The 24,174-nt window shown below is 71.3% G+C and carries 25 protein-coding genes; 19 read left to right on the plus strand and 6 right to left on the minus strand.

Annotated features, from left to right (window positions below; all coding sequences use genetic code 11):
* Positions 1-39 precede the first annotated feature (39 nt).
* Positions 40-1,242 carry a hypothetical protein gene (locus LV75_RS11805; RefSeq protein ID WP_253886860.1) on the plus strand — a complete coding sequence of 401 codons (1,203 nt, stop codon included), beginning with the start codon at positions 40-42 and terminating at the stop codon, positions 1,240-1,242.
* A gap of 75 nt (positions 1,243-1,317) precedes the next feature.
* Positions 1,318-2,418, plus strand: a complete 1,101-nt coding sequence (locus LV75_RS11810; protein WP_253886861.1) for a branched-chain amino acid aminotransferase — start codon at positions 1,318-1,320, stop codon at positions 2,416-2,418.
* Between the two features lie 58 nt (positions 2,419-2,476).
* Here LV75_RS11810 and cobT read toward each other — a convergent pair whose 3' ends face one another.
* Positions 2,477-3,577 (minus strand): nicotinate-nucleotide--dimethylbenzimidazole phosphoribosyltransferase, encoded by a 1,101-nt coding sequence (gene cobT / locus LV75_RS11815; protein ID WP_308210923.1) that lies wholly within the window; start codon positions 3,575-3,577, stop codon positions 2,477-2,479.
* 85 nt (positions 3,578-3,662) lie between these two features.
* On the opposite strand from cobT, the gene LV75_RS11820 reads away from it, so the two are divergent.
* The 3 genes from LV75_RS11820 to LV75_RS11830 all read left to right on the plus strand — a co-directional run bounded on the left by LV75_RS11820 (position 3,663) and on the right by LV75_RS11830 (position 4,940).
* Entirely contained in the window at positions 3,663-3,863 is a 201-nt protein-coding gene (locus tag LV75_RS11820) for a hypothetical protein (protein ID WP_253886862.1), read from the plus strand.
* Positions 3,864-3,934: 71 nt separating this feature from the next.
* Entirely contained in the window at positions 3,935-4,222 is a 288-nt protein-coding gene (locus LV75_RS11825; RefSeq protein ID WP_372504161.1) for an Rv1322 family protein, read from the plus strand.
* A 1-nt stretch (position 4,223) separates the two neighbouring features.
* On the plus strand, positions 4,224-4,940 hold the full coding sequence (locus LV75_RS11830) for an alpha/beta hydrolase (RefSeq protein WP_253886863.1): 717 nt from the start codon (positions 4,224-4,226) through the stop codon (positions 4,938-4,940).
* On the opposite strand, the gene LV75_RS11835 is transcribed toward LV75_RS11830, so the two are convergent.
* Positions 4,922-5,419, minus strand: coding sequence for a GNAT family N-acetyltransferase (locus LV75_RS11835; protein ID WP_253886864.1), 498 nt, complete (start codon positions 5,417-5,419; stop codon positions 4,922-4,924). The genes LV75_RS11830 and LV75_RS11835 overlap by 19 nt on opposite strands.
* A gap of 52 nt (positions 5,420-5,471) precedes the next feature.
* Here LV75_RS11835 and LV75_RS11840 point away from each other — a divergent pair, with 52 nt between their 5' ends.
* The gene (locus LV75_RS11840; RefSeq protein ID WP_253886865.1) at positions 5,472-6,155 is read left to right on the plus strand and encodes a hypothetical protein; all 684 of its coding nucleotides are present in this window, start codon (positions 5,472-5,474) and stop codon (positions 6,153-6,155) included.
* A 71-nt stretch (positions 6,156-6,226) separates the two neighbouring features.
* On the plus strand, positions 6,227-6,943 hold the full coding sequence (locus tag LV75_RS11845) for an alpha/beta fold hydrolase (protein ID WP_308210924.1): 717 nt from the start codon (positions 6,227-6,229) through the stop codon (positions 6,941-6,943).
* A gap of 53 nt (positions 6,944-6,996) precedes the next feature.
* On the opposite strand, the gene LV75_RS11850 is transcribed toward LV75_RS11845, so the two are convergent.
* Both LV75_RS11850 and LV75_RS11855 read right to left on the minus strand, forming a co-directional pair.
* On the minus strand, positions 6,997-8,028 hold the full coding sequence (locus LV75_RS11850; RefSeq protein WP_253886867.1) for an adenylate/guanylate cyclase domain-containing protein: 1,032 nt from the start codon (positions 8,026-8,028) through the stop codon (positions 6,997-6,999).
* 166 nt (positions 8,029-8,194) lie between these two features.
* Complete coding sequence (locus LV75_RS11855) at positions 8,195-8,647, minus strand: universal stress protein (RefSeq protein ID WP_253886868.1); 453 nt, start codon at positions 8,645-8,647, stop codon at positions 8,195-8,197.
* A gap of 95 nt (positions 8,648-8,742) precedes the next feature.
* On the opposite strand from LV75_RS11855, the gene LV75_RS11860 reads away from it, so the two are divergent.
* The 4 genes from LV75_RS11860 (at position 8,743) to LV75_RS11875 (ending at position 15,105) form a co-directional block, all read left to right on the plus strand.
* Complete coding sequence (locus LV75_RS11860; protein ID WP_253886869.1) at positions 8,743-9,183, plus strand: nucleoside deaminase; 441 nt, start codon at positions 8,743-8,745, stop codon at positions 9,181-9,183.
* 646 nt (positions 9,184-9,829) lie between these two features.
* Entirely contained in the window at positions 9,830-11,161 is a 1,332-nt protein-coding gene (ccrA, locus tag LV75_RS11865; RefSeq protein ID WP_253886870.1) for a crotonyl-CoA carboxylase/reductase, read from the plus strand.
* A gap of 99 nt (positions 11,162-11,260) precedes the next feature.
* Positions 11,261-12,439: a chromosome segregation protein gene (locus tag LV75_RS11870; protein WP_253886871.1), complete on the plus strand. Its 1,179-nt coding sequence runs from the start codon at positions 11,261-11,263 to the stop codon at positions 12,437-12,439.
* A 1,202-nt stretch (positions 12,440-13,641) separates the two neighbouring features.
* Positions 13,642-15,105 (plus strand): peptide MFS transporter, encoded by a 1,464-nt coding sequence (locus LV75_RS11875; protein ID WP_372504167.1) that lies wholly within the window; start codon positions 13,642-13,644, stop codon positions 15,103-15,105.
* On the opposite strand, the gene mce is transcribed toward LV75_RS11875, so the two are convergent.
* A complete protein-coding gene (mce, locus tag LV75_RS11880) occupies positions 15,102-15,563 on the minus strand; it encodes a methylmalonyl-CoA epimerase (protein ID WP_253886873.1) in 462 nt (153 codons plus the stop codon). The two genes, LV75_RS11875 and mce, sit on opposite strands and share 4 nt — an antisense overlap.
* 133 nt (positions 15,564-15,696) lie before the next feature.
* Here mce and LV75_RS11885 point away from each other — a divergent pair, with 133 nt between their 5' ends.
* The 5 genes from LV75_RS11885 to LV75_RS11905 all read left to right on the plus strand — a co-directional run bounded on the left by LV75_RS11885 (position 15,697) and on the right by LV75_RS11905 (position 20,429).
* Positions 15,697-16,884: an acetyl-CoA C-acetyltransferase gene (locus LV75_RS11885; RefSeq protein ID WP_253886874.1), complete on the plus strand. Its 1,188-nt coding sequence runs from the start codon at positions 15,697-15,699 to the stop codon at positions 16,882-16,884.
* 3 nt (positions 16,885-16,887) lie between these two features.
* On the plus strand, positions 16,888-17,907 hold the full coding sequence (meaB, locus tag LV75_RS11890; protein WP_253886875.1) for a methylmalonyl Co-A mutase-associated GTPase MeaB: 1,020 nt from the start codon (positions 16,888-16,890) through the stop codon (positions 17,905-17,907).
* Between the two features lie 35 nt (positions 17,908-17,942).
* Positions 17,943-18,857 carry an ABC transporter ATP-binding protein gene (locus LV75_RS11895; RefSeq protein WP_253886876.1) on the plus strand — a complete coding sequence of 305 codons (915 nt, stop codon included), beginning with the start codon at positions 17,943-17,945 and terminating at the stop codon, positions 18,855-18,857.
* Complete coding sequence (locus LV75_RS11900; protein WP_253886877.1) at positions 18,854-19,900, plus strand: ABC transporter permease; 1,047 nt, start codon at positions 18,854-18,856, stop codon at positions 19,898-19,900. The genes LV75_RS11895 and LV75_RS11900 overlap by 4 nt, the downstream gene beginning before the upstream one ends.
* A gap of 178 nt (positions 19,901-20,078) precedes the next feature.
* The gene (locus LV75_RS11905) at positions 20,079-20,429 is read left to right on the plus strand and encodes a DUF3817 domain-containing protein (RefSeq protein WP_253886878.1); all 351 of its coding nucleotides are present in this window, start codon (positions 20,079-20,081) and stop codon (positions 20,427-20,429) included.
* Between the two features lie 321 nt (positions 20,430-20,750).
* On the opposite strand, the gene LV75_RS11910 is transcribed toward LV75_RS11905, so the two are convergent.
* Positions 20,751-21,254, minus strand: coding sequence for a MarR family winged helix-turn-helix transcriptional regulator (locus LV75_RS11910; protein ID WP_253886879.1), 504 nt, complete (start codon positions 21,252-21,254; stop codon positions 20,751-20,753).
* Positions 21,255-21,341: 87 nt separating this feature from the next.
* Here LV75_RS11910 and LV75_RS11915 point away from each other — a divergent pair, with 87 nt between their 5' ends.
* From LV75_RS11915 to LV75_RS11925, 3 genes are all read left to right on the plus strand, one after another.
* Entirely contained in the window at positions 21,342-21,641 is a 300-nt protein-coding gene (locus LV75_RS11915; protein WP_253886880.1) for an MTH1187 family thiamine-binding protein, read from the plus strand.
* Positions 21,642-21,706: 65 nt separating this feature from the next.
* On the plus strand, positions 21,707-22,588 hold the full coding sequence (locus tag LV75_RS11920) for an SCO6745 family protein (protein ID WP_253886881.1): 882 nt from the start codon (positions 21,707-21,709) through the stop codon (positions 22,586-22,588).
* A gap of 38 nt (positions 22,589-22,626) precedes the next feature.
* Entirely contained in the window at positions 22,627-23,589 is a 963-nt protein-coding gene (locus LV75_RS11925) for a tetratricopeptide repeat protein (protein WP_253886882.1), read from the plus strand.
* Positions 23,590-24,174: the final 585 nt, after the last annotated feature.

Here is a 24,174-nt window from a genome sequence, read left to right on the forward strand (position 1 = left end):
GGATGGAGAAACCGGTACCGGTCTGGCACGGTTGTGCCCGTGACAGCGATGGGACAGGCCCGCGGCGCCACCTGGGCTAGGGTGCCCGCCGCCGCGGCGGTGGCGCTGGGTGCGGGCGCCCTGCTGACCAGCGGGCCCGCCGCCGCTGCCGCCGGGTGGTGGTCGGTGGCCGGGTTGGCGCTGGCCGGGCTTGTGGCCCTGCTGACCGCGGTGTCGCTAGCCGATCTTGCCGCCCAGTCTTGCCTCACCGGCGTTTCCGCGCATGTCAGAACCCGACTGGGTGTCCTGCCCGGCCGCTTCGCTGGCGTGCTCGACATCGGCGGCCGGGTGGTCGGCGCCGCTGCCGTGGCCGGTGCCGTCGGCGCCTACCTGTGGCCCGCGCAGCCGAAAGTGGCCGCGATCGGGGTGCTGGTCTGCGTGGCGGGGCTCGCGCTGGGGCGGGTGCGCTTCAGCGGGCCGTCGCGGTGGGTGATCGTCGGTGTGACGATGGTCACTGTCGCGGTGTTCGTGACAACCGGGTTGGCCATCGAGCCCGTCCGCCAAGCCGTCGACGCGGTCGCCGACGCCCCCGGTGCGAACGACGCGACCGGGATCCTCGCCGCCGCGGGCGTGTTCTTCTTCGGCTTCCTCGGCGTGGAGCGGGCTGTCGGGCCGCGAGCCAGGACCGGGCTCGTCACCGTCCTGGTGGTCGCCGTGGCCTCCCTGCTCGTGTTCGTCACCGCCCTGCGGCAACTCGGCGGCCCCCGGCTCGCCCTGTCACCCACTCCGTTGCGTGACGCGCTGGCCGCCGCCGACGGTGCCGCGATCGACCCGGCGCTGACCGTCGGTCTCGCCGTCGGCGGGTTGCTCGCGGTCCGCTCGCTGCTCGCGGGCGCGGGCGCCGGGCTCACCGACCTCGCCGAGGCCGGGGAACTGCCCGCCGCCGCGACGGTTCACCGGCACCTGATCACCGCCGTCGCCGCCGCCGCGGTGGCGCTGATGGTCGACCCCACCACCGCGGTGGCCATCGCGGCCACGCTCCTGCTCGGGTCCGCGGCCTTCCTCAACTCCGCCGCGCGCACCCTGTGCCGGGAGCAGCGCTCGTCCTGGGTGCCCACCGGCTGCTGCGGTCTGGCGCTGAGCGTGGTGGTCGGTGTCAACATCTCGACCGGCTCGTTGCTCGCCGCCGTGGTGGTCCTCGGGGTGGGCACCGGACTGTGTACGTTGCGTGTCCGCCGGGTGCGTTCAGACACGCCCGGGTGACCTCTGGGTAGTCGGACGTCCGAGTGTCGGGATAGCCGGTTCTCCACCTGCTCATCAGCGGATACTGTGCCTCGTATGACGCCTACGCTGCCGTTCACGCGGACCCCGAACCCAGACCCGGCGACCCCGGAGCGGGTTGCGGAGGTACTCGCCAGGCCGGGCTTCGGGCAGTTCTTCACCGACCACATGGTGACCATCAAGCACACCCGCGACCTGGGGTGGCACGACGCCAAGGTCGAGCCGTACCGGCCGATCTCCTTGGACCCCTCCGCGATGGTGCTGCACTACGGTCAGGCGATCTTCGAAGGGCTCAAGGCCTATAGGCAGCCCGACGGCACGATCGCCTCCTTCCGCCCCGAGGCCAACGCCGCTCGCTTCAACGCCTCCGCCCGCCGCATCGCGATGCCCGAGCTGCCCGAGGACCTGTTCCTCGAGTCGCTGCGCGAGCTGGTCGCCGCGGACGCCCGCTGGGTGCCCGAGCAGGCCGAGGAGTCGCTCTACCTGCGGCCGTTCATGATCTCCACGGAGGCCGCGCTCGGCGTGCGCCCCTCCAGCGAGTACCTGTACGTGGCCATCGCCTCCCCGGCGGGCGCCTACTTCGCGGGCGGGGTCAAGCCGGTCACGGTGTGGCTGTCCACCGAGTACGTGCGCGCCTCGCCCGGCGGCACCGGCGCGGCCAAGTTCGCGGGCAACTACGCCGCGTCCCTGGTCGCCCAGGCGCAGGCGGCGGAGAAGGGCTGCGACCAGGTCGTGTGGCTCGACGCCGTGGAGCGCCGCTGGGTCGAGGAGATGGGCGGCATGAACCTGTTCTTCGTGCTGGGTTCCGGCGCCGACGCCAGGGTCGTCACCCCGGAGCTGTCCGGCGCGCTGCTGCCCGGCATCACCCGCGACTCGCTGCTGACGCTGGCCGCCGAGCTGGGCTACGGCATCGAGGAGCGGCGGATCTCCACCGAGGAGTGGGAGAAGAAGGCCGAGTCCGGCGAGCTCACCGAGGTGTTCGCCTGCGGCACCGCCGCCGTGATCACCCCCGTCGGCCACGTGAAGCACGCCGAGGGCGACTTCGCGATCAGCGGCGGTGAGACCGGCCCGGTCACCACGCAACTGCGCGAGACCCTGACCCGGTTGCAGCGCGGCGAGACCACCGACACCCGGGGCTGGCTCACCACCCTCGCCTGACCGGTAGACCTGACTGGGACGCGCCCCTCATATCTAGCGAGGGGCGCGTTTCTCTCTCTTAGCGCCAGCCGCCGTTGCGACCGTTGACGTCAACAGTGGCAGGTAGGCGAATCTCGCCTTCGGTGACGCCCGCGTCCCCAAAGGTCGCCATCTCCGCGAGCACCCTGGCGGCCATGGTCACCAGCGGTAGGGCCGCCACGGCTCCGGTGCCCTCGCCGAGGCGCAGGTCCAGGTTCAGGATCGGCGTCAGGTTGAGCTGCTCCAAGACGAGCGTGTGCGCGGGCTCGACCGACTTGTGGCCCGCCACCCACCACTCCGAGGCCCCCGGCGCCAACTCCTCCGCCACCAGCGCCGCGGCGCCGCTGACCAGGCCGTCGAGGATCACCGGGGTCTTGCGGACGGCGGCCTGGGCGAGGAACGCAGCCATGGCGGCGATGTCCGCGCCACCGACCGTGCGCAGCAGCGCCACCGGGTTCGCGCTGACCCGCCGCGCCCGGCGCAGCCCGTCGCGGACCGCCACCGCCTTGCGCATCCAGGTCTGGTCGTCGATGCCGGTGCCGCGACCGACCACGGCCACCGGCTCCGCCCCGGCCAGCGCGGCGATGATGATCGACGCAGGCGTGGTGTTGCCGATCCCCATGTCCCCGGCGACCAGCAGGTCCGCGCCGCCGTCGACCTCCTCGTCGGCGATGGCCCGCCCGGCGGCGATCGCGGCGTAGACCTCGTTGTCGGTCAGCGCGTCGGTCCGGTCGATCGACCCGGACGCCCGGCGGACCTTGTGCGCGGTCACCTGCTCGGGGAACTCGGCGTCGGTGTCGACCCCCAGGTCGAGCACCCGCACGGTCGCGCCAGCGGCGGCCGCCATCACGTTGATCGCGGCGCCGCCGGTCAGGAAGTTCGCGACCATCTGGCCGGTCACCTCCGCCGGGAACGCCGACACCCCGTTCGCCGCGACGCCGTGGTCACCGGCGAACACGACGACTCGCGGCCGGGTGAACGGCCTGGGCGGGCACTGCCCCTGGCAGGCCGCGACCCACACGCCCAACTCCTCCAGGCGCCCGAGCGACCCGGCGGGCTTGGTGAGCGTCAAGTGGCGCGCCACAGCCTCCCGGTGCGCCTGCGCGTCCGGGGTCGGGATGTGGGGGAACTCGGTGCTCACCTGCTACCTCCGTGGTTGAGGGGCCTGCCCGGTAGAGCCTGCCAGAGTGGACCGGACCGACCACAGCCTGGGCTACCGTGATCGCGTGACTTTCCGCTGGCGCTACGAGGACGAATCGGGCCGACCGGTCACCGGGCCCGAACTGGGCTTCCCCGACCAGGACGCCGCCGAGTCCTGGTTCGGCGACGCCTGGCCCGCCCTGCTCGACGCGGGCGTGCACCAGGTCGTCCTGCTCGACGACGCGGACGAGGTCTACGGCCCGATGAGCCTGCGGCCCCCCGCCTGAGGCCGGGGCTTGGCCTGCAAGGGGTGGGACGACAACCGGTCTTAACCCCGCCTCGCCTAACCTGGTGACCCGTGCCGCGTCGCAACAAGATCCGCCGGGATGACGAGCCGCGCCCCCTCGGCGGCGGGCTGGGCAGCCAGCGGGTGGAGTCCGGGTCCGACGGCGACTGGCAGGTCCGGCACATCCCCGGCGCGCAGGCCACCAAGACCTACCGCTGCCCCGGCTGCGACCACGAGATCCAGCCCGGCACGCCGCACCTGGTGGCGTGGCCCGCGCAGGAGTACGGCACCGTCGAGGACCGCAGGCACTGGCACCCGCACTGCTGGAACTCCCGCAAGCGCCGCCCCCGGAGGTTCTGACGTGACCAGGATCGGCCCCAACACGCTCCTGCCCGCCCGCCGCCGCTCGCTCACGCTGACCACCGCGGACGGCGAACGCCTCGCGGCGGAGTTGGCGCTGCCCGAGGGCGAACCGCGGGCGACGGTCGTCCTCGTGCACCCGAACCCGACCGGCGGCGGGTCGATGGACACGCACGTGATCCGCAAGGCCGCCGCGCGCCTGCCCGCGCTCGCCGGGATCGCGACGCTGCGGTTCAACACCCGCGGCACGGTCAGCGAGTCCGGCGCCAGCACCGGTACCCACGACGCGGGGGTCGCCGAGGCGCACGACCTCGCCGCCGCGGTGGCCGCCGTCGCCGACCTGCCCGGGGTGTGGCTCGCGGGGTGGTCTTTCGGCACCGATGTCGTGCTCATGCACGGATCGCGCGACGACGTGCGCGGCGCGTTCCTGCTCGCCCCGACGATGCGGCGGACCCGGCCCGAGCACCTCGCCGCGTGGGCGCGCTCGGGCAAGCCGGTCCGCTGCGTGGTCCCGGAGTTCGACGACTACCTGCGGCCGGACGCCGCCGCGGTCCGCTTCGCGGGCGTCCCGCAGGCCGAGATCATCACCTTCCCCGGTTGCAAGCACCTGTTCGTCGGGCACGCCGAGCGGGCGCTGGACTCGCTGGTCGACCTCGTCGCCCCGGACGTGCCCACCCCGTTGCCGGGGGAGTGGCCAGATCAGACCGCCGAGGTGTAGAACCGCGACAGCGCGCCGTGGTACTCCGCTTGGCGGAACTCGCGGAACCCGAGCTTGTCGGCCACCCGCCGCGCCGGTTCGTTGTCCACTGTGGTCACGATCCACACCGGCAGGTGCGCGGCGCGCGCCGCGGCCAAGTCCACAGCGGCCCGCGCCATCTCCGGCGCGAACCCCTTGCCCCACACCGGTGGCCGGAACCGGTAGTACAGGTTCAGGTACCGCGCGCCGTCGAACTCGCTGTGCTGCACCCCGCCGAGCCCGACCGGCTCACCGCCGTGCTCGACCACCCAGTAGCCGAAGCCGTGTTCGTCCCAGTGCGCCGTCCAGGCCCGCAGGTCGCGCGCGCATTCGGCCGCGTCGGCCGGTCCGGACGGCCGGAACCGGGCCGCCGCCGGGTCCCCTTGGACCGCCAGCACGGTGGCCAGGTCCGCCGCGGTGACCGGTCGCAGGCTCAGCCGTTCGGTGCGGATAACAGGCATGGCGCCGAAGGTAGCTGGCGGGACCGACACCCGGTGCGATTCCATGGTCATCATGGATCGAGCCCACGCCCTGCCGTGCCCCCAGCCCTGGCGCACCACCGACGGATCGCCCAACCCGGCGGGGGCGCCCGGCGGAGCGGCCACCTCCGTGCTGACCGAGGGGGCCACCGGGCTGCTGCTGCCCACCCGCCCGACGACCCTCGCCGCCGGGGTGGTGCTGGTCCTGGTCGGGCTGCTGCTCGCCGTCCCCGGCGGCCTGCTGATCGCCTTCGGCGCGACCCTGGCGGTGGTCGCGGGCGTCGTGCTCGGCCTGCTGGGGGTGCTGCTGCTCGCCGCCGGGGTGTTCGCGCTGACCCGAAAGCAGCGCGACAACGGGATCGTGCTGACCCCCGAGCACGTGCTGCTGACCTGGGTGCGGCCGGTTGTCCAGGTGCCGTGGTCGACGATCACCGAGGTGCGGCCGCTGTCGCTGCGGATGGGCCGGGCCAAGACCGCGCCGAGCCAGAACTACCTCGGCATCGCCGCGCGCGACCACGCCGTCACCGGTGAGCGGATGCGCAAGGTCGCGGTCCGCTTCGGCCCCGACCTGGTGGCCGCGGTGCCGATGCGCACCCTCGACCTCGACCAGCTGGTGGTGCTGCACGCGCTGCGCTACTACCACGCCAACCCGCACGCCAGGACCGAGCTGACCGGCGCGGACGCGGTGCGCCGGATCGAGACCCGCGAGCTGACCTGAGCTTGCCCTTGAGCCCTTGAGCCCTTGAGCCCTTGAGCCCTTGAGCCCTTGAGCCCGGCAGAATGGCTGGCATGCGCCCGCTGCTGCTGTTCCACGCCTTCCCGCTCGACTCGCGCATGTGGGACGGGGTGCGCGACGCGCTGTCCGGCCACGTCCGGTTGATCACGCCGGATCAGCGGGGGTTCGGCGGCGCGCCACTGGGCGAGGCCGTCTCGTCACTGGATGTGGTTGCCGCGGACGCGATCGCGCTGCTGGACTCGCTGGCCATCGAGCGCGCTGTCGTCGGTGGCTGCTCTATGGGCGGTTACGTCGCGATGGCTTTGCTGCGGCATGCGCCAGAGCGGGTTGCCGGGCTGTTGTTGGTCGACACGAAGGCTCCTGCCGACACCGAGGAGGCTGCCTCGAACCGGCTTGCTATGGCTGAGCGTGCTGAGCGGGAAGGGATCGTGCCGTGGCTCGCGGACACGATGCTGCCTGTCCTCGGTAGCTCTGCCGTGCACGGGCAGGTCCGAGGGTGGCTAGAGGAGCAGTCGCCTAAGAGCGTCGCTTGGACCCAGCGTGCGATGGCTGCTCGACCCGACTCCCGAGACACGTTGCGTGCGGCCAAGGTCGACACGCTTGTCGTGCACGGTGGCGCTGACGGTCTTATGCCGGTGTCGCTGGGGGAGGAGTTGGCTGATCTCACGGGGGGCTCGCTGACAGTGCTACCGGGCGTTGGTCACTTGCCGCCGGTAGAGGCACCTGAGGCGTTCGCCGCCGCTGTCGTGCCCTGGTTGGCTTCTACCTAGCGGGTTTCCCCGGTCCGAGCCCCGCCCACAAGGGCTCGGACCGGGGCGGTCCGCTACCGCCGGGAACGCTTACGCGGACCTGGGTCCGCGGGTACCTCGCTCATCGCCACGGCCTCCCCGTTCGGTACATCCCTGCCGGTCCTACCCGGGGTGGTGGCCCGGCGGAGCACGCTGTGCCGCAGCCTCGGGTAGCCGCGTACGGAGATCGGTCTGCGCGCGCGGGTGGTGAAGTCTGCGCCATCACCCAGGGCGTTGGCCAGACCCTTGTCGACCAGGACCGCCCCCGGCCGCGCCGCCGAGGTGAGCCTGCTGGCGATGTTGACCACCGACCCGTACACGTCCCCGTAGCGGCTCAACACCCGTCCGTAACCGAGCCCGGCCCGCAGCGGCGGCAGTTCGGGGTCGGCCTCGGCGCGCTCGAGCAGCTCGACCGCGATCCGCGCGCCGTGCTCGGGCTCATCGGCGACGAACAGCACCTCATCGCCGAGCATCTTCACGATCCGCCCGTGGTTGTCCGCCACCACCTCAGCCGTCACCGCGTCGAACCGGTCCACCAACCGCACCAGCTCATGCTCATCACTACGCCGCGTCCACGCCGTGAACCCCACCATGTCGGCGAACCCGACGACCTGCTCACGCGATTCCAGGTCGCTACTGGCCAGCACCCGCCCCGCGTGCGCCGCCAAGTGCCGCCGCCACACCAACGACTGGATCCGCGCCAGATCCGGCAGCAACCCCTCGACCAACCGCCGTGGATCTCCCTGTTCAGGATTGGCCTCGAGCACGGACCGCAACACGTCGACCTCCCACTCGGCCAGCCGTGAGAGGTGCTGCCCAAGCACCCGAGCGGTAGCAGTAGCCAACTCCGGATCGACGATCCCCGCCGACATCAACCGATCAGCCAGCCGCAACGCCTCGGCATCCCCCTCCGTGAACACCACCGCCCCATCAGCAACGGTGGCGAACCCCAACGCCCGCCACAACGCCATCGCCCGCTCAACCGGGACGCCAGAAAGCGCACAAACCTGCACCCGCGTGAACTGCCGCGCCCCGCCGAGCACCACCTCCTCAATGCCCCGCTCCACCCCGTCTCCCCCCTCTCACACCTCGCCGCCGGTCGGGTGGCGTCCGCGATCACGCGTCCGCCTGGTGGCGTCGGATTTCGATGCTTTGTCCGTCGAGCACGGGGATCGGAACGTCTGCCGTCGTCGGTCTGCCCGCCCTCGACCCGCTCGCCACCCCGGTCCCCGGCTACGTCGTGTGCACGATCAGCACGTCGACCGTCGACTTGCGGGCGGCCTCGGCGGGGACGGACCCGAGGATCCGCCCGGCCAACGTGTTGAGCCCGCGGTTGCCGATCACCAGCAGGTCAGCGCCCCGCTCGGCGACGACCTCGGCCAGTGCGGGCACCGGGTCGCCCGCCACCACCACGGTGTCGACCTTGGTCGCCCCGACCCGCCTGGCCCGCTCGGCCGCGGTGCGCACCGACTCCTCGGCGGGCGTCGACCCGACCACCTGGTAGCCGACGTCGGCGCCGAGCGCGTCCTGGGCCCGCTCGACCTCGCGGCCCGCCCTCGGCTGGTACGCCGAGGCGATGACCAGCGTGGCCCCGGCGTCAGCCGCGATCGCCGCGGCCCGCTCGACCGCGCGGAAGGACGAGTCGGAGCCGTCGGTCCCCACGACCACGGTCTGGTAGGCGCTCATCCCGGTCTCCTCCCGTTAGCTACTTGTCAGTAGACTTAACCAGGACAACGACCGATCGGGCCAGGGGTCGCGGGATCTGGGTCACACTTGACCGCATGACCCCCGCCGAGATGCTCGCCGTGGCCGTCCGCGAAGCCCGCACCGGCCTCGCCTCCGGCGGCGTCCCCGTGGGCGCCGCCCTCTTCGGCCCCGACGGCGACCTCTGGGGCAGCGGCCACAACCGCCGAGTCCAGGACGGCGACCCCACCACCCACGGCGAAACCGCCGCCTTCCGCGCCGCGGGCCGCCGCCGCTCCTACCGCGGCACCACGATGGTCACCACCCTGTCGCCCTGCTGGTACTGCAGCGGCCTCATCCGCCAGTTCAACATCCCCGCTGTCCTCATCGGCGAATCCCGAACCTTCACCGGCGGCCACGACTGGCTAGCCGACCACGGCGTGCGCGTGACGGTCCTCGACGACCCCGAATGCGTGCGGATGATGACCACTTTCATCGCCGAGCACCCGGACCTCTGGTTCGAAGACATCGGCGAGTAGTCCGCCACTCCGCTCCCGCCCAGATTTCCCTTTGATACCAACCTCTTCGCGTCTCTTCCCGCGCCCCCGCCGCCCCCTGCCCCTCGCCGCAAGTTCCCCCGACTGGGCGACAGAAGTTATCCACATGTAGATCTTCGCCGCCTTCTCCCAAGATCCACTGTCGGCAGGGCCCGGTAGACTGGCACCGGGGCCGCCCCCCGGAGAGGGTGGGGGCTGCGCCCCCGTTCCGCGCGCGGGTGCGAAGCGGTGGTGGGTGGGGGCGGCGGGGTTGCCGGGCTGTGTTGGGGTTGCCGGTGAGGGCATGTGCTGGCTCGGGTTTGGGTGGGTCGCTTCGGCTGTGCTTGGTGCGGGCGGGGGCCCTACGACAACCGTGGCGGGACCGCAAAGCAGGGGCTGAAAGCGTGGCCCTGCAGCGAGGCGGCGCTACGGCTGCCGTCCCCCGCAGACAAGTTCACCGCATCGAGCCGAGAGCGTCGGAGCTTCCGGGTGTCCACGGGCTGGCTAGGCGGTCGGAGTAGGGCGGCGGGGGCGGCAGTCCACAGTGGATAGGCGGTAGTGGGGTCAGTCACATCGGCGTCCTCTGAATCGCTACTCATGAGTAACGTGCCGCTGCACCGCAGGTCCGACGAACCGCAGGAGGTCCGCCGTGCAGAAGATCCTCGACGCGATCCAGGCAGGGGAGCTGGCTGCCGTCGGCTCGTTGCCGGTGCCCGAGCACTACCGCGGGATCACCGTGCACGCCGACGAGGTCGGGATGTTCGAGGGGCTGCCGTCGCGGGAGAAGGACCCCCGGCGCTCGCTGCACCTCGACGAGGTCGCCACCCCGGAGCTCGGCCCGGGGGAGGCGCTGGTCGCGGTCATGGCCAGCGCGATCAACTACAACACCGTGTGGACCTCGATCTTCGAGCCGGTGTCGACCTTCAAGTTCCTCGAGCGCTACGGCAAGCTCTCCCCGCTGGCCAAGCGGCACGACCTGCCCTACCACGTGGTCGGCTCCGACCTGGCGGGCGTCGTGCTGCGGACCGGGCCGGGCGTGCACAGCTGGAAGCCCGGCGACGAGGTGGTCGCGCACTGCCTCAGCGTCGAGTTGGAGGGCCCCGACGGCCACAACGACACGATGATGGACTCCGAGCAGCGCATCTGGGGGTTCGAGACCAACTTCGGCGGCCTGGCCGAGCTCGCGCTGGTGAAGTCCAACCAGCTCATGCCCAAGCCCGCGCACCTCACCTGGGAGGAGGCCGCCTCGCCCGGGCTGGTGAACTCCACCGCCTACCGGCAGTTGGTCTCCCGCAACGGCGCCGCCATGAAGCAGGGCGACGTGGTGCTGATCTGGGGTGCCTCCGGCGGCCTCGGCTCCTACGCGACCCAGTTCGCGCTCAACGGCGGCGCGATCCCGGTGTGCGTGGTCTCCAGCAAGGAGAAAGCCGACATCGCGCGCAAGATGGGCGCCGAGCTGATCATCGACCGCAGCGCGGAGGGCTACCGGTTCTGGCGCGACGAGCACACCCAGGACCCGCGCGAGTGGCAGCGCTTCGGCGCCCGCATCCGCGAGCTCACCGGCGGCGAGGACCCCGACATCGTCTTCGAGCACCCCGGCAAGGAGACCTTCGGCGCCTCGGTCTACGTCGCCCGCCGCGGCGGCACGATCGTCACCTGCGCGTCCACCTCCGGGTTCCTGCACCAGTACGACAACAGGTACCTGTGGATGAACCTCAAGCGGATCATCGGCTCGCACTTCGCCAACTACCGCGAGTCCTGGGAGGCGAACCGGTTGATCGACAAGGGTCTGATCCACCCCACGGTGTCCAAGGTCTACCCGCTCGCCGAGACCGGTCAGGCCGCGCTGGACGTCCACCACAACTCGCACCAGGGCAAGGTCGGCGTGCTGTGCCTGGCCCCCGAGGAGGGGCTCGGCGTGCGCGACGAAGCCAAGCGGGAACGGCATTTGACCGCCATCAACCGCTTCCGGGGTGTTTGAGCACCCCCCGGCGCGCACGCGTTGGGCACGTGGGCGCCGGGGGGCACCACTCACCGATCTACTCGATGGTGGTCTATCCGATGCAGGTAGCGTGGGCACATGGGCTTGGGTGAGGAACGCGATCTTGTGCCGCTGGGTGCCGGTTTCGACATCACCAAGCGGGGCTACAGCCGCGCGCAGGTGGAAGAGCACTTGGAGCGGCTCGACGCGGAGTTGCAGTTGCTGCACGGCGATCGCAACGCCGCCGTGTCGCAGGCGACCGACCTCGCCAAGCAGTTGGAGTCCTCGCGCGGTGAGATCAGCGACCTGCGCGGCCAGATCGACCGGCTCTCCCAGCCGCCGACGACCCTCGAGGGGCTGAGCGAGCGCCTGCAGCGGATGCTGCGCCTGGCCACCGAGGAAGCGCAGGAGACCCGCTCGCGCGCCGACGCCGACGCCGCCCACGTCCGCGCGAAGGCCGAGGCCGACGCGGGCGCCCTGCGGCAGCGCTACGACAAGCTCATCGCCGAACTCGACGCCCGCCGCGCCGAGATGGAGGCCGAGCACCGCGGCGTCGTCGACAAGGCCCGCACCGACGCGGAGCAGACCGTGCAGCGCGCCAGGGCCGAGGCCGCGCGCATCGAGGCCGAGTCCGAACAGCGCCGCACCACGGTCGAAGAGGACTTCGACATCGCCATGTCCGCCCGCCGCACCGAGGCGATGCGGTCACTGGCCGAGCAGGAGGCCACCAGCAAGTCCGAGGCCGAGCGCCGGGTCCGCGAGGCCACCGAGGAAGCCAACCGCCGCCGCCACGACGCCGCGACCGAGGCGACCGCGCGCCTGCAGGAGGCCACCACCGAGGCCCACCGCCGCGTCCGCGAGGCCACCGAGGAAGCGAACCGCCGCATCAACCACGCGGCCCAGCGCGTGGCCGCCCTGCGCGGACTGCGGTCGCGCATCGCCGACCAGCTGCACTCCGCCCGCGACCTCATCGCCGACGCCCACGTCCAACTCGCCGACGCCGCGCCGGTGCTGGACCCGCTGCCCGAGGAACGGGCCACACCCCCCAAGACAATCGACGGTTCCCCCGCCGACGAGTCCCCCACCCAGGCGATGAAGGCCGTCGTGGGGCCGCCGAAGGAGCACTGGGAGCCCGCGGAGGTCGAGCCCGAGCGCGCCCCCGCCGCCACCCAAGGCCGCCCCACCGAGTCCCCCGACCCGGCCGCCTCCCCCGCCGACCGCACCCAAAAACTCACCCGCCCCGGCCCCCAGCCCAAGCGCCCCGCCGCGCGTCGGTAGTCGGTTCTCTGTTTCGCGCCTGGGACACCGGTCGCTCGTCGCTGTCTGTTGCCTCTGACCTGGCGCTTCCGCGCCTTCGACCTGCCGCCAATCGCTTGATGAGGCCTCGGCCGCCCGCCCCGGAAGCCCGTCACTTTCACCCTTCCGGGCGACAGAAGTTATCCACATGTGGATCTTCGCCGCCCTGCTTTCAAGATCCTCTGTCGGTGGGGCCTAGTAGACTGGCCCTGGGGCCGCCCCCCGGTGAGGGTGGGGGCTGCGCCCCCGACCCGCGCGCGTGGGGAGCGGTGCGGGCGAGGTCTTTACCGGCCTGTGGATATCCAGGTTCCGTGGCGAACGGGCACTCGCACTGATCGCCAAGGGCCTCCAAGCGGGAAAGTTCACCAGCGACGACCCCCGCTGGACGACGTTGCTCCGGCAGCCGCAAGGCTCAGCCTTCGAGGCTCCTGACCTGGGACATCGCGCCAGGAGGGCGATCTGGATTCACCCGCCCGGGCGACAGAAGTTATCCACATGTGGATCTCCGCCACCCCGCTTTCAAGATCCACTGTCAGTAGGGCCTAGTAGACTGGCCCTGGGGCCGCCCCCCGGTGAGGGTGGGGGCTGCGCCCCCGATCCGCGCGTGCGGGGAGCGGTCTGGGGTGGGTTCTTAGGCGGTCGACCAGGTTCTCGGTGGGTCGACAGCGCTGGGCTCGACAAAAGGGACGCTTACTCGTTGCCAGCCAGGTCCGTCTCGGGGCCGTTCCGAATGTCAAAGGGCACCGACTTGATCACCCGCGACCGACTTGGCTCGTTCGCCGCAGTCTCCGACCGCCTGTGGCTGTTTCCGCTGGTCAACGCCACCACTCAGGCTCGGTATTCACCCGGTCCAGCGACAAAAGTTATCCACATGTCGATCTCCGGCGGCCTTTTTCAAGATCGACTGTCGGTGGGGCCCGGTAGACTGGCACCGGGGTCGCCCCCCGGTGAGGGTGGGGGCTGCGCCCCGGACCCGCGCGCGGGGGTGCGGCGAGGCGGCGGGTAGGGGGCGGGGATCGGGCTGGTCGTTCACCTATCGGACGGATAGGTGGGGATTTGCGAGGTACATCTCACAGTGGTGGGAAGTTTCCCTGTGGGGAACGGTACGTGTCATACGGGCGGGGTGGTGGAAGTTCCCTCGCGGCTGATGTGTGGCGCTGTGGCCACACCGGGGTGTAAAGGACATACCGACGGTGAGTACCGATGCTGGGGTCAGGAGCGGGTTCTTCGGGCATCCACGGGGACTGGCGAACCTGTTCGGCACCGAGATGTGGGAGCGCTTCTCCTACTACGGGATGCAGGCGATCCTGCTCTACTACCTGTACTTCTCCGTCGAAGAGGGCGGCCTGGCGATCGACAAAGCCACCGCTGCTGGGATTGTTGGGGCGTATGGCGGGTCGGTCTACTTGGCCACCATTGCTGGGTCTTGGGTGGCGGACCGGTTGTTCGGGCCGGAAAGGACACTCTTCTACAGCGGTGTCCTCATCCTCGTCGGCCACGTGGCCCTGGCAGTCCTACCGGGCGTAGTTGGCGTTGCCGTTGGGCTTATCTGTGTGGCGATTGGGTCTGGTGGGCTTAAGGCGACCGCTACCACTCTTGTTGGTGCCCTCTATGACGAAGGGGACGACCGGAGGGACGCTGGGTTCTCCATCTTCTACATGGGGATCAACCTCGGCGCTCTTGTAGGCCCGCTGCTGACCGGCTTGCTGCAGACCCGCATTGGCTTCCACTGGGGTTTTGGGCTCGCCGCGGTGGGGATGGCGGTTGGGCTTGTTCAGTACACGTTGGGGCGCAAGAACCTCCCGGAGTCCGGTAAGACCGCCCCCAACCCCATCGCGGGTGCGGCCAAGGTGCGGGCGTTGGGGATCTTCGCGGCGGTCGCGGTCGTGATCGTTGTGCTCGTGCTGACCGGGGTGGTGAACGCGGACAACCTGGCCACGATCGTGACCTGGGTGATCGCGGTGGCCGCTGTGGTGCTGTTCGCGGTGTTGCTGCTCAGCCGCCAGGTGGAGCGGGTGGAGCGGCAGCGGGTGCTGGCCTTCATCCCGATGTTCCTGGTGAGCTTCGGGTTCTGGTCGCTGTTCCAGCAGCAGTTCACCGTGCTGGCGATCTACGCCGAGGAGCGGGTCGACCTCGACCTGTTCGGGTTCGAGATCCCGCCGTCGTGGTTCAACTCGGTGGAGCCGTTGTTCGTGGTCTTGCTCGCGCCGGTGTTCGCGGCGCTGTGGGTCCGGTTGAAGGACCGGCAACCGTCCACTCCGGTCAAGTTCGCGCTCGGTGTCGGCGCGATGGGCGTGGCGTTCCTGGTGATGGCCGTGCTCGGGTTCACCAAGGGCGACAAGGTGATCCCGCCGCTGCTGCTCGTCCTGGTGCTGGTCATCTTCGTGCTCGGCGAGCTCTGCCTATCGCCGGTTGGCTTGTCGTTGTCGACAAAGCTGGCCCCGCGGGCATACACGGCGCAGATGGTCGCGTTGTTCTACCTGTCGCTGGCGCTTGGTAGCTCTGTCGCGGGTGCGTTGGCTGAGTACTACACAGAGGACTCCGAGCCCGCCTACTTCGGCATCCTCGGCGCCGTGGCGATCGGGCTCGGAGTCGTCATGGCGGCGCTGACCCCGCTGGTGCGCAAGCTGATGAACGGCGTTCGTTAGGCGTGGTGGGACCCGTCCTCAGGGGCGGGTTCCACCAGTTCGACGAGCACACCGCCCGCGTCCTTGGGGTGCACGAAGTTGACGCGACTGTTGGAGGTGCCGCGCTTGGCTTCGTCATAGAGCACGCGCAGTCCCGCGGCGCGCAACGCGGCGGCTGCGGCGTCGACGTCCGTCACCCGATAGGCGAGTTGCTGCAACCCCGGGCCGTTGCGCCCGATGAACTTCGCGATCGTGGACTTCTCGTCCAGCGGCGCCAGCAGTTGGATCGCGGTGCCGGAGCCGTCGTCACCGGGGGCGCGCAGCATCGCCTCGCGCACGCCCTGCTCGGTGTTGACCTCCTCGTGCACCGACTCGAGGCCGAAGTGCGAGCGGTAGAAGGCGATCGCCGCGTCCAGGTCCGCAACCGCGACCCCGACGTGGTCGATCGCGACGACGTGGGTGGAGAGGACATCGCGCATGCCACGCAGCGTACGCCGGACCTACCGGTGGGTAACAACGGGCTGTGCGGCTACTCACACCGGCACGTGGCAAACCGGCCGACCGCGAGTATGGTCCACGTTAACGCCCGTTCGCATCGCTTAGGAGACCGCTGTGTCCGGATCCGTCATCGTGGCCGGGGCCCGCACCCCGATCGGTCGTCTGCTCGGCTCGCTCAAGGACTTCACCGGCGCGCAGCTCGGCGGTGTCGCGATCAAGGCGGCCCTCGAACGCGCGGGTGTGCGACCCGACCAGGTGCAGTACACGATCATGGGCCAGGTCCTCACCGCGGGCGCGGGCCAGATCCCGGCGCGGCAGGCCGCCGTCGCCGCGGGCATCCCGATGGACGTCCCGGCGCTGACCATCAACAAGGTCTGCCTCTCCGGCCTCGACGCGATCGCGCTCGCCGACCAGCTGATCCGCGCGGGCGAGTTCGACATCGTGGTCGCGGGCGGCCAGGAGTCGATGACCCAGGCGCCGCACCTGCTGCCCAAGTCCCGCTCCGGCTTCAAGTTCGGCGACGTCACCCTGCTCGACCACATGGCGCACGACGGCCTGTTCTGCGCCTTCGACCAGGTCGCCATGGGCGCCTCGACGGAGAAGCACAACTCCCGCTACGGCATCTCCCGCGAGGAGCAGGACGCCTTCTCGGCCGCCTCGCACCAGCGCGCCGCCGCCGCCATCGAGGCGGGCCGCTTCGCCGACGAGATCGCGCCGGTGAGCATCCCGCAGCGCAAGGGCGACCCGGTCGTGTTCGACACCGACGAGGGGGTGCGCGCCGACACCACCGCCGACGGCCTCGCCAAGCTGCGCCCCGCGTTCGCCCCCGACGGCACCATCACCGCGGGCTCGGCGTCGCAGATCTCCGACGGCGCCGCCGCGGTCGTGGTGATGAGCCGGGCCAAGGCCGAGGAGCTCGGCCTGAGCTGGATCGCCGAGATCGGCGCGCACGGCGTCGTCGCCGGGCCGGACGCCAGCCTGCACGAGCAGCCGTCCAACGCGATCAAGGCGGCGCTGGCCAAGCAGGGCATCAGCGCGGCCGAGCTGGACCTGGTCGAGATCAACGAGGCGTTCGCCGCCGTCGGCGTCGTCTCGACCAAGCAGCTCGGCGTCGACCCCGCGATCGTGAACGTCAACGGCGGCGCCATCGCCCTCGGTCACCCGATCGGGGCCTCCGGCGCGCGGCTCGTCGTGCACCTGGCCTACGAGCTCAAGCGCCGCGGTGGCGGCGTGGGCGCGGCGGGCCTGTGCGGCGGCGGTGGCCAGGGTGACGCCCTCATCATCACGGTGCCCAAGGCCTAGTCCTTGGTCCGGGACCTCTCGGTAGCCGAGCTCGTCGACCGCGCGCGGGAACACCACCCGCGCGCGGTCGCGCGGCTCATCTCGCTGGTCGAGGACGCCAGCCCCCGGCTGCGCGAGGTCGCCGCGGCGCTCGCCCCGCACACCGGCCGCGCGCAGGTCATCGGCCTCACCGGCTCGCCGGGGGTCGGCAAGTCCACCACCACCTCCGCCCTGGTGAGCGCCTACCGCGCCCAGGGCAAGCGGGTCGGCGTGCTCGCGGTCGACCCCTCCTCGCCGTTCTCCGGCGGGGCCCTGCTCGGCGACCGGGTCCGGATGGGCGAGCACGCGGGCGACCCGGACGTCTTCATCCGCTCCATGGCCACCCGCGGGCACCTCGGCGGGCTCGCCTGGGCCACCCCGCAGGCGTTGCGCGTGCTCGACGCGGCCGGGTTCGACGTCGTGCTCATCGAGACCGTCGGGGTTGGACAGTCCGAAGTGGACGTGATCCGGCTCGCCGACTGCGCCGTCGTGCTGCTGGCACCCGGCATGGGCGACGGCATCCAGGCGGCGAAGGCCGGGATCCTGGAGATCGCCGACGTGTTCGCCGTCAACAAGGCCGACCGCGATGGCGCGGACACCACGGTGCGCGAGCTCAAGCACGCGATCTCGTTGGGGCGCAGGGAGATCCGCGGGCCGAGCTGGCGCCAGCCGGTGGTCAAGACCATCGCGGCGCGCGGCGAGGGCATCGCCGACCTGATCACCGCGATCGGCGAGCACCGGGCATGGGCGGGCGAGCACGGCGGGTTCGCCGCCCGCCGCCTCGCCAGGGCGCGCGCCGAGGTCGAGGCCATCGCGGTGCGCGAGCTGCGGTCCCGCTTCGGCGATATGAGCGGGGTTGTCCTGGACCGGCTCGCCGACGCCGTGCGCTCCGGCGCGCTCGACCCCTACCGCGCGGCCGACGAGCTGATCGCCACGATCGCCGCAAACGCAACGAACGCAACGAACGGCTCGATCGCCGCAAACGACTCGATCGTCGACAGGTAGTCGTGTTGGCCGCGTTCACGCGCTAGGTTCGCGGCATGACCAGCACTGACGCCGAGGCGATCGTCGTCGACGACATCCACAAGTCCTATGGCGACCTGCGCGCTGTGGACGGTGTGTCGTTCACCGTCGGCCACGGCGAGTTCTTCGGCATCCTCGGCCCCAACGGCGCGGGCAAGACCACCGCGCTGGAGATCATCGAGGGCCTGCGCGAACCGGACCGGGGTTCGATCCGGTTGCTCGGCCTCGACCCGTTCCCGCGCAAGGTCGCGCTGCTGCCGCGCATCGGCGTGCAGCTGCAGGCCTCGGCGTTCTTCGACAAGCTCACCGCCCGCGAACAGCTGGAGACTTTCGCCGCCCTCTACGGCGTCGGGCCCGCCCGCGCGGCCGAGGTGCTGGAGCTGGTCGGGCTCACCGAGAAGGCCAACACCCGCGAGGACAAGCTCTCCGGCGGCCAGCGGCAGCGACTGTCCATCGCCTGCGCCCTGGTGCACGACCCGGACATCGTCTTCCTCGACGAGCCGACCGCCGCGCTGGACCCGCAGGCGCGGCGCAACCTGTGGGACGTGCTGCGGGCCATCCAGGAGCGCGGCAAGACGATCGTCTACACGACGCACTACCTCGACGAGGCGGAGATCCTCTGCGACCGGGTCGCGATCATGGACCGCGGCCGGGTGCTGGCCATGGACACGCCTGCCGCGCTGGTGCGCGGCCTCGACGCGCCCACCCGGATCATCCTCGAGCGCGGCGTGCTGACCGCGGCCGAGGCGGGCGCGCTGCCCGGCGCCGACGAGGCCGCCGAGGACGAGCAGTCGCTCACCATCACCACCCGCACCCCGGCGCCGCTGCTGACCGCGCTCGCCGAGCGCGGCGCCCTCGACGGGTTGCAGGTGCGCACCGCCACCCTGGAGGACGTCTTCCTCCACCTCACCGGACGGGAGTACCGCGCGTGAAGGGCGCCTTCAAGAGCTTGTCGGTCGCGATGGTCAAGGGCTTCCTGCGCGACAAGACCACGCTGTTCTTCGCCTTCCTGTTCCCGCTGATGTTCCTGGTCATCTTCGGCCTGCTGTTCCGCGACGCGGGCAACGAGAAGATCAAGATCGGCGCGGTCGGCGACGGCCAGGTGCTCGTCGCGCTGGAGCGCACCGGCGCGGTCGAACTGGAGCGCTTCGACGACCTCGAGGCGGGCCTGGCCAAGGTCCGCGACGGCGACCTGCCCGGTGTGGTCCAGGCCAGCGGCGACGAGGTCGTGCTCCGCTTCGCCGCCAGCGACCAGGCCCAGGCGGGCACCGTGCAGGGGCTGGTCGCTGGCGTCACCCAGCAGCTCAACGTCGCTGCGAGCGGTGCGCCGCCCAAGTACGACTTCCGCGCCGAGCAGGTCGAGGACGCCTCGCTGCAACCCATCCAGTACCTGACGCCGGGCATCCTGAGTTGGGGCACGGCGGTCACCGCGGTGTTCGGCGCGGCGATCACGTTGGTCAACTGGCGGCGCAAGCAGGTGCTGCGCAGGCTGCGGCTGGCCCCGATCGGCGCCACGCCCATCCTGGCCTCGCGCGTGGTGGTGACCATCGGCGTCGCGGTGCTGCAGGCGCTGCTGTTCGTCGGTGTCGCGCTGCTGCCTGTGTTCGGACTCACGCTCTCGGGCACCTGGTGGCTGTCTATCCCGGTGTTCCTGTCCGGTGTCCTGGCGTTCTTCGCCATCGGCATGCTGGTCGGGGCGTTCTGCAAGACCGAGGAGGCGGCGACCGGCGCGGCGAACATCGTGGTGCTGCCGATGGCCTTCCTCTCCGGCACCTTCTTCCCGATCGACAAGGCACCGGACTGGCTGCAGACCGTGTCGAAGGTCTTCCCGCTGCGGCACGTGAACGACGGCATGATGGACTTCCTGGTGCGCGGCAAGGGACCCGAGGCCCTCCTGCTGCCCTGCGGCGTCCTCCTCGGCTTCACCCTCGTTGTGGCCTTCATCGCATCCAAGGTCTTCTCTTGGGAGGACTAGTCAACGGGACCTCAGGGGACCGTGACGAAAGATGACCGAGGAAGACCACGTGCCGCAACGGGTCGTCGCGACGCGAGCACTGTAAAAATGCCGGGGAGGCGGACCGGACTTGTGGGGGAAGCCACTGTCGGTGTCCCCCTCGCGGGGGGTGAGCGGGCTCACGCTCCACACTGGAGGCATGTTCACGCCAGCTGGTCGTTTCCGCGTTGTCGCGCTCGCCGAGGCCGTCTCCTGGATCGGTCTGCTCGTCGGCATGTTCTTCAAGTACGCCACCGATCTCGGTGACTTCGGGGTGAAGGTGTTCGGCCCGATCCACGGCGCCGTCTTCGTCGCCTACCTCGTGGTGACCGCGGTCACCGCCAAGCAGCTGCGGTGGAGCAGGTGGACGGCGTTCTGGGCGCTGGTCGCCAGCGTCCCTCCACTCGCGACACTCGTGTTCGAGCGGTGGGCCCTGCGCACCGGAAAGCTCGACAACCGCGCGGCGCCTGCGGGGATTCGGCTCGCGCTGAGCCTGCAGCCTGCCGCTTAGTCATCTGTGACCGGTCGGCGTGGCCCGGTTGCTCTGATCTCGCGAAGCCCTCGACTGCGGTCGGGGGCTTCGTGGTTTCGTGCGGTCATTTCGTGCGGCGGTGCGGTGGGCTCGATGGGGCGAACTTCCTTTGCGCGGGGCCCCTACGACACCCGTGCTGGGCTCAAAAGCTGGGGGCCAAAGGGACGGCCCAGCCAGCCGCCGAACGAGGCTACGGGTGTCGTCCCCCCGCGCAAAGGAAGTCCGCCCCATCGAGCAGTGGCGTGGGGTGGCTTCGAGGTCTCCGGGCCCGGCTTGGTGTGTCCCAGTTTCTGGGAGGGCCTAGTCCTGGAAGTCGCCGGTGGCGCGGCGGACCTTGGCCAGGAGTTCGGTCAGCTGGGTGGTTTGCCGCTCGGTGAGCCCGCGCAGGCCGAAGTCGACCGCGGTCACCGCGACCGTCGCCTCCTCCTGCCGCTGCCTGCCCGCGTCGGTGATCTCGGCGAGCGTGGTGCGCCGGTCGGTGGGGTGCGGGGTGCGCTTGACCAGGCCGTCGGCCTCCAGCCGGTCGACGATGTTGGTGACGCTCGTCGGGTGCAGCTGCAGCCGCTCGCCCATCACCCGCATCGGCAGGCTGCCGCGCTTGGAGAAGGTCAGCAGCACCAGTGCCTCGTAGCGGGCGAAGGTGAGCCCGTGCGGCTTGAGCGCGGCGTCCACCGCGGACTGCAGGATCTGCTGGACGCGCATGACGCTGGTCACGGCGGCCATGGTGGTGGCGTCGCCGATCCGCTCCCCCCACAGCTGCGCCGCGCGGGCGATCGGGTCGAAGGGCAACGAGCGCGGCCTCATGGTCGTTGAAGCTACCAGTGGGTTGCGCGCGACCGCCCGGATAGTGTGCCGGGACCGACCACGAGACCGACCACGAGGGAGCGCCCCATGCTCATCGCGTTCAGCGTCAGCCCGCTCGGCGGGGAGTCCGAGACCGTCGGCCCGGCCGTCGCCGCCGCGGTGCGCGTGGTCCGCGAGTCGGGGCTGCCGCACCAGCTCACCGCGATGTACACGATCGTCGAGGGGGAGTGGGACGAGGTGCTGGCCGTGGTCAAGCGCGCCACCGACGTCCTGCTCGCCGACTACCCGCGGGTGAGCCTGGTGCTCAAGGCCGACATCCGGCCCGGGCACACCGGTCAGCTCACCGCGAAGGTCGACCGGGTCGAGCGGTACCTGGCCGGGGAATAGTCGGAAGCCCTACTATCGGACTGCCTACTGACTGTCGGACTACCTAACTGCAAGGGGGAGTGGCCGTGGACCCGCGCACGCTGTGGCAGTGCTTCGAGCCCTATCACGCCGTCACCTACTTCACCCCGGAGTCGATCGCCGAGACCGACGCGCTGGGCTGCAAGGGCCGGTGGATGGGCTACTTCGGGATGCGCGCCGCCCCGCTCGGCGCCGCCCCCGCGTGGCTGGTGACCAGCCTGTTCTACAACTTCCACCCGTCGCGGGTCGAGCGCCAGTTGCCCGACGCGTGGGCCGTGGCCACGCCGGAGCAGTACTTGGCGGCCCGGCTGCGCGGAGTCGACGGCGCGTTGCGCCGGATGCTGGGCGACGACGTCGACGGTCCGGAGGTGGCTGAGGCGGCGGACCTGGCGCGAGCGCTCGTCGGGTGGGTCCCGACCGGCGGCCGCGCGCTGGGGGCCGCGAACGCCGCCCTGCCGCTGCCCGAGCGGCCGCACCTCGCGCTGTGGCAGGTGTGCACCGTCCTGCGCGAGTCCCGCGGCGACGGTCACGTGGCCGCGCTGGTGACCGCGGGCCTGGACCCGGTCGAGGCGCTCGTCGCGTTCGCCGCCGACCGCGGGCTCACCGCCGAGTACATGCGGCTGGCCCGCAACGTGCCAGGCGACGAGTGGGCCGCGGCCGAGGAGCGGCTGCTCGCGCGCGACCTGCTGGCCGCGCCGGGGGTGCTGACCGAGTCCGGCGCCGGGCTGCGCGAACTGGTCGAGGACCTCACCGACGACGCGGCCGCCGCGCCGTGGCTGGAGCTGGGGGAGCGGGGCACCGCCCGCTTCGTCGAGCTGCTCGCCCCGCTGGCCTTGCGCATCACCAGGCAGAACGACGCGATGCGGGTCAACCCGATGGCGCTGGCGTCGGAGGGTCGGCTGGCCGAGCTCGCCGGGGTTGACCGGTAGGCCGGACGCCGCCGCGGCGCTCATGCCAGGATGTCAAGGTGACCAGGCCAGATCCACGCCAGACCGCCGCGTTGTCGGCCGCCCTCTCCCGGGCCGTAGACCTGTCCGCCCTCAAGGCCCGCGCGGACGCCGCGAGCACGCCCCAACCGGCCCCGGGCAGGCCTCCCAGCACCCCGGCGGGCCCCAGCTTCGTCGTCGACGTCGCCGAGGCCAACTTCGAGGCCGAGGTCGTCGAGCGCTCCACCCAGGTCCCGGTCGTGGTGGCCCTGGTCGCGGGCTGGTCGGCCCAGTCGACCCAGCTGCTGGCCACCCTGGAGCAGCTCGCCGCCGAGGACAACGGCTCCTGGCACCTGGCCAAGGTGGACGTCGAGGCCAGCCCCCGGGTCGCCCAGCTGTTCGGCGTGCAGGCCGTCCCCATGGTCATCGCCATCGCGGGCCGCCAACCCGTCGACGCCTTCAACGACGTCCCCCCGCCCGACCGCGTCCGCCAGTGGATCGACTCGATCCTCGACGCCCTGCGCGACCGCCTCCCCGGCATCCGCGCGGCCGAGGCCGCCGCCCCGCCCGCCGACGACACCGCCCCGGAGCCGGAGGACGAGCGCTTCGTCGCCGCCGAGACGGCCCTGAACCTGGGCGACTTCGCCGCCGCCGAGGTCGCCTACCAGTCGATCCTGGCCGCCGAACCGCACAACGCCGAGGCCAAGGCGGCGCTGGCCCAGGTCCAGTTCCTCTCCCGCGCCCAGGCCACCGACCCCTCGGTGATCGTCCGCGCCGACATCTCCCCGGACGACGTCGACGCCCAGCTGTCCGCCGCCGACCTGGAGGTCGCTGGCCAGCAGGTCGAACAAGCCTTCACCCGCCTGATCAACGCCGTCCGCCGCAGCTCCGGCCCAGACCGCGACAAGGCCCGAACCCACCTGGTCTCCCTCTTCGACCTCTTCGCCCCAGACGACACCCGCGTCGTGAAGGCCCGGCGGGACCTGGCCAGCGCCCTGTTCTAACCCCGACTGTTTGGTGAAAGGCCGCGCGGACACTCGTCTGCGCGGCTTTTCTGCTTACCTCTCGGACACCCACTCCGTGCCAGTCCGGCGGGACTTCACACTGGACGTTCAAACCAGGGCGCCTTGGTTGGCACCAACGGCTTTCTGTGAGCGGTGCCGGGCTTGGGGCCTGATCGGCGGGCTGGCCAGCCACCGGCCCCTCGGAGTCGCTGGTGCCACCAGCTTCTGCCAGGTCCGCCTCATCCCACAGTGCCAGCCCCTGGCCACTCGGACCCGGCGGTGCCAACTGGCCTGCCGTCAGGTCCGCCTCAGCCCACCTGCTCAGCGCCTGGACACTCGGACCCGCCGGTGCCAACTCGGCTGCCGTCAGGTCCGCCCCAGCCCACCTGCTTAGCCCCGCGCCCCTCGGACCCTGCGGTGCCAACTCAGCCCGCTCTCGTTTGCCCTGCCAACCCAGCACCTGGACAGTCGGACTCGCTGGTGCCAACTGCTCGATGGGGCGGACTTGTTTTGCGTGGGGGGACAACACCCGTAGCGTTTCCGCGCGGCAGGGCCTGCTTTTGGGCCCCTGCTTTGCGGTTCTGC

Source organism: Actinokineospora diospyrosa (assembly GCF_024171925.1).
GTDB classification, from domain to species: Bacteria; Actinomycetota; Actinomycetes; order Mycobacteriales; family Pseudonocardiaceae; genus Actinokineospora; species Actinokineospora diospyrosa.